The following is a 4,495-nucleotide window of genomic DNA, read 5'->3' as shown; positions in this document are numbered from 1 at the left end:
CAGGGGCATGGGCACCAGGACCACCGGGCGCAGCCGGCCGGCCTGCGGGGTCAGCACCTCCGGGACGGCGGAGGCGACCAGGCCGTCGACCAGGACGAGCGCGCCGTCGGGCAGCGCCGCGAGGACCCCGGCGAGGGCCGACCGGTCCGCGGGGCCGGGGTGGGGCCAGGCGCCGGGCACCGGATGCTCGCGGACGTCCCAGCCGGCGGCGGCGAGACCCCGGCAGACCCGGCGGTCGTAGTGGTTGCCGCCGCTGGGGGTGGCCGGGTCGTCGACGTCGCCCGGCAGCACCACGTGCACGACGGTCATCCGCTACAGCGACCGCTCGTAGCTGGCCCAGGCGACGTGCGACTCGTGCAGCGTGACGGTGATCCCGGCCAGGCCGCGCGCCCCGTTCCCCAGCTCACCGGCGTGCACCCGCTCGGCGAGACGGTCGGCGACCGTCCGGGCGAGCACCTCGGTGGTGGTGTTCACCCCCGCGAACGCGGGCTCGTCGTCGAGGTTGCGGTAGGTCAGCTCGCCGAGGACGGCCTTGAGCTGCGTGGTGGCCAGGCCGATGTCGACCACGATGCCGTCGGCGTCGAGGTCGGGCCGGCGGAAGGTGGCGTCGACGACGAAGGTGGCGCCGTGCAGCCGCTGCGCGGGGCCGAAGACCTCGCCGCGGAAGCTGTGGGCGACCATCATGTGGTCCCGGACGGTCACGCTGAACACAGGGTCACTCCTCGTCGTAGGTGATGAGGTGGCAGAGCGCGGGCAGCCGGCCCGTGCTGAGCCGGTCGAGCACGTCGGGCAGGTCCGCGAAGCGGGACGGGCCGGTGAGCAGCGCGTCGAACGCCGGGTCGGCGAGCAGGTCCAGGGCGAGCGCCAGCCGGTCGCGGTAGCTCCGGTCGGCCCGCCGCGGGGACACCGTGCCCACCTGACTGCTGCGGATGGTCAGCCGTCCCGAGTGGAAGGCGCCGCCGAGCGCGAGCGTCACCGGGCGGTCGCCGTACCAGCTCAGCTCCACCACCGTCCCCTCGGGGCGGAGCAGGTCCAGGGCGCGTTGCAGGCCGTCGGCGCTCGCGCTGGCGTGCACCACCAGGTCCCGCCCGTCGGCCGCCTCGGCGGGCAGGGCGAAGTCCACGCCGAGCGCGGCGGCCACCCCGCCGCGGGCCGGGTCGGCGTCCACGAGCTGCACCCGGACCCCGGGGAACCGGGCGAGCAGGGCGGCGACGCAGCAGCCCACCATGCCGGCGCCGATCACGGTCACCCGGTCGCCGACCAGCGGGGCGGCGTCCCAGAGGGCGTTCACCGCGGTCTCCACCGTGCCGGCGAGGACCGCCCGGGCCGCCGGCACCCCGTCCGGTACGGGCAGCACCGCGTCGGCCGGCACGACGTACGCGGTCTGGTGCGGGTGCAGGCAGAAGACGGTACGGCCGCGCAGCCGGTCCGGCCCCTCCTCGACCACCCCGACGTTGAGGTAGCCGTACTTGACCGGGGCCGGGAAGTCGCCCTCCTGGAACGGGGCGCGCATGGTGGCGTACTGGTCGGCGGGGACCCGGCCGGCGAAGACCAGCGTCTCGGTGCCCCGGCTGACGCCGGAGAAGCGGGTGCGCACGAGGACGTCGTCCGGGCCGGGGTCGGGCAGCCGTACCGGCCGGATCTCGCCCTCGCCGGGGGCGCGGAGCCAGAAGGCGCGGGCGTCGCGGGTCACGAACTTTCCTCTTTTCCGCATCCGTATCGAACCGGACGGCCGTATTTCTCGTGTTGAGTGGCAGGGTTGCCGATCATAGACACGGAGGCAGGGTGTCCAGGGTTCGAAATGGCCCACTGGTCGGGCTGGCCGTCCAGTTCGTCCTGCTGGCCGGGCTCGCCGGCACGGTCGGGCTCGGCCCGGTGGGGTGGTTGGCCGGGAGCGCGTACGGCCTGGTCCTCTGCGGCCTGCTGCGCCGCGCCCTGCGGTCAGCCGGCGCGGCGGGGCTCGGTCCGGCGGACCGGGTGACCCTGACCCGGGCGATCCTGGTGGGCGGCGTGCTGGCGCTGACCGTGGACGCCGGGGGCCGGTCGGGCCCGGTGGCGGTGCTGGTGCCGCTGACCGCGGTGGCGCTGGCGCTGGACGCGGTGGACGGCCGGGTGGCCCGGCGCACCGGCACGGCGAGCACCCTCGGCGCGCGCTTCGACATGGAGGTCGATGCCTTCCTCATCCTGGTGCTCAGCCTCCACCTCGCGCCGCCCGTCGGCGCCTGGGTGCTGGCCATCGGCGCGATGCGGTACGCCTTCGTCGCCGCGAGCTGGGTGCTGCCCTGGATGCGGGGCGCGTTGCCGCCCCGGTACTTGCGCAAGGTGGTCGCCGCCGCGCAGGGCGTGGTGCTGACGGTCGCGGCGGCCGGCGTGCTGCCCCCCGCGGCGACCGTCCTGGTGGTGGCCGGGGCGCTGGCGATGCTGGTCGAGTCCTTCGGCCACGACGTCGCCTGGCTCTGGCGGCACCGCCCGGCCCGGCGCCCCGCCGTCGCCCGCGCCGCACACGTCGCCGTGCCCGTCGAGCCGGCGCGCCGGTGGACGGTCCACCAGCCGGTCTGAGACCCGCAGCAGCGACCTGGAAGGACAAGTGTTGTCACTCATCACGCGCCTCCGCCGAGTCGACGCCGAGGCCGCCCCGGAGCCGGCCGAGGGCGGCGAGCCGACCCGCCGGCGGCTCCTGGCCGGTACGGTCACCGTCCTCGCCTCGGCGCTGGTGCTGGCCGCGCTCGTGGTACCGGACCGGCTCGACCGGCTCACCCCCGCCGCCTTCCTCCGGATCCCGCTGGAGGGGGTGGTCGCCGTCGCGCTCCTGCTCGTCCTCCCCGCCCGGGTACGCCGACCGGTCGCCGGGCTGCTCGGGCTGGCGCTGGGCCTGCTGACCGTGCTGAAGCTGCTCGACGCGGGGTTCTTCGTGGCCCGGGACCGGCCGTTCGACGTGCTGCTCGACTGGACGCTCTTCGATGACGGGTTCGGCTTTCTCACCGACTCGGTCGGCCGGCTCGGGGCGGCCGGCGCGGCCGGTGGCGTCCTGCTGCTCGCCGTCGCGCTGCCCGTCCTGGTCACGCTCGCCGTGCTGCGCCTGACCCGCCTGGTGGTACGTCACCACACCGGCACCGTCCGGGCGGTCGCCGCGCTGGCGGCGCTCTGGCTGGGCTGCGCCGCGTTCGGGGTACGGCTCTCCCCCGGCGTGCCGGTCGCGGACCGGCCGGCCGCCGCCCTGGTCGCCGAGCACCTGGCGCAGGTGCGTTCCGGCGTCCGCGACCGGGCCGCGTTCGCTGACCAGGCCGCCACGGACCCCTTCCGGAACGTCCCCGGCGACCGGCTGCTGACCGGCCTGCGCGGCAAGGACGTGGTGGTCGCGTTCGTGGAGAGCTACGGCCGGGACGCGGTCGAGGATCCGGAGTTCGCGCCGCAGGTCGACGGCGTGCTCGACGCCGGCTACCGGCGGCTGCGGGCGGCCGGGTACGACGCCCGCAGCGGCTTCCTCACCTCACCGACGTTCGGCGGCGGCAGCTGGCTGGCCCACGACACCCTGCTCTCCGGGCTCTGGATCGACAACGACCAGCGGCACCGCGACCTGCTCGCCGGCGACCGGCTCACGCTGAACGGTGCGTTTCACCGCGCCGGCTGGCAGACGGTGGGGGTCATGCCGGCGGCCACCCAGCCGTGGCCGGAGGGGAAGTTCTTCGGCTACGACCGCTACTACGACGCGGCGAAGCTCGGCTACCGGGGGCCGAAGTTCAGCTACGCCCCCATGCCCGACCAGTACACCCTCGCCACCTTCCAGCGGCGGGAGCGGACGGGACCGCACGCCCCGCTGATGGCCGAGATCCCGCTGGTCTCCAGCCACTCCCCCTGGTCGGCCATCCCGAAGCCGGTCGACTGGAACGCGGTCGGCGACGGCACCATCTTCCACCAGGCGTCCACCACCAGTGACGTCCTGGACCGGGACACCGCCCGGATACGCGCCGACTACCGCCGTTCCATCGAGTACACGCTCGACACGCTGGTCTCCTACCTGCGGACGTACGGCGGGAACGACCTGGTGCTGATCTTCCTCGGCGACCACCAGCCGGCGACCGCGGTCACCGGCGAGGGTGCCAGCCGGGACGTGCCGATCACCATCGTCGCGCACGACCGGGCGGTGCTGGACCGGGTCGCCGGTTGGGGTTGGCAGGACGGTCTGCGTCCGGGACCGGACGCCCCGGTCTGGCGGATGGACACCTTCCGGGACCGCTTCCTCACCACCTTCGGCCCGCAGTCCGGGGCCGACGGCTCACCGTCCCACTGACGAGGTCAGGCTGCTTTTCGGCGCCGGTTGCGGGTCACGGGGGCGGGCGTCTCCCGGTTCGTCGACCGGCGGTCGAGCGCCGCGCCGCCGCGGGCCAGCCGCATCGCCCGTCGGGCGTTGACCAGCGGCTCGCACGGCCCGCCCTGGTCGACGCAGAGCAGGCTGGGGCGGCGGCCGTCCTCGCCTGGCTGGTGCGCGGCGGCG

At 75.4% G+C, this 4,495-nt stretch carries 3 protein-coding genes and 2 pseudogenes; 1 reads left to right on the top strand and 4 read right to left on the bottom strand.

Going from position 1 to position 4,495, the window contains the following annotated elements; all coding sequences use genetic code 11:
* The 3 genes and pseudogenes from DKL51_RS28705 to DKL51_RS28695 all read right to left on the bottom strand — a co-directional run.
* Positions 1-309, bottom strand: a pseudogene (locus DKL51_RS28705) (glycosyltransferase family 1 protein); the annotation flags it as partial.
* Positions 310-312: 3 nt separating this feature from the next.
* Positions 313-711, bottom strand: a complete 399-nt coding sequence (locus DKL51_RS28700; protein ID WP_109943432.1) for a 6-pyruvoyl trahydropterin synthase family protein — start codon at positions 709-711, stop codon at positions 313-315.
* 4 nt (positions 712-715) lie between these two features.
* The gene (locus tag DKL51_RS28695; protein ID WP_109943431.1) at positions 716-1,693 is read right to left on the bottom strand and encodes a zinc-dependent alcohol dehydrogenase; all 978 of its coding nucleotides are present in this window, start codon (positions 1,691-1,693) and stop codon (positions 716-718) included.
* Positions 1,694-1,785: 92 nt separating this feature from the next.
* Between DKL51_RS28695 and DKL51_RS28685 the strand changes: the two are divergent.
* Positions 1,786-4,291 (top strand): annotated as a pseudogene (locus DKL51_RS28685) (CDP-alcohol phosphatidyltransferase family protein).
* A gap of 5 nt (positions 4,292-4,296) precedes the next feature.
* On the opposite strand, the gene DKL51_RS35305 reads toward DKL51_RS28685, so the two are convergent.
* Positions 4,297-4,495 (bottom strand): hypothetical protein (locus DKL51_RS35305; protein ID WP_185734950.1); only part of this gene is annotated, 199 nt, incomplete at its 5' end.

This window comes from Micromonospora globispora (assembly GCF_003857015.1).
Taxonomy (GTDB): domain Bacteria; phylum Actinomycetota; class Actinomycetes; order Mycobacteriales; family Micromonosporaceae; genus Micromonospora; species Micromonospora globispora.
This window is presented reverse-complemented; position numbering and strand designations above follow the sequence as displayed.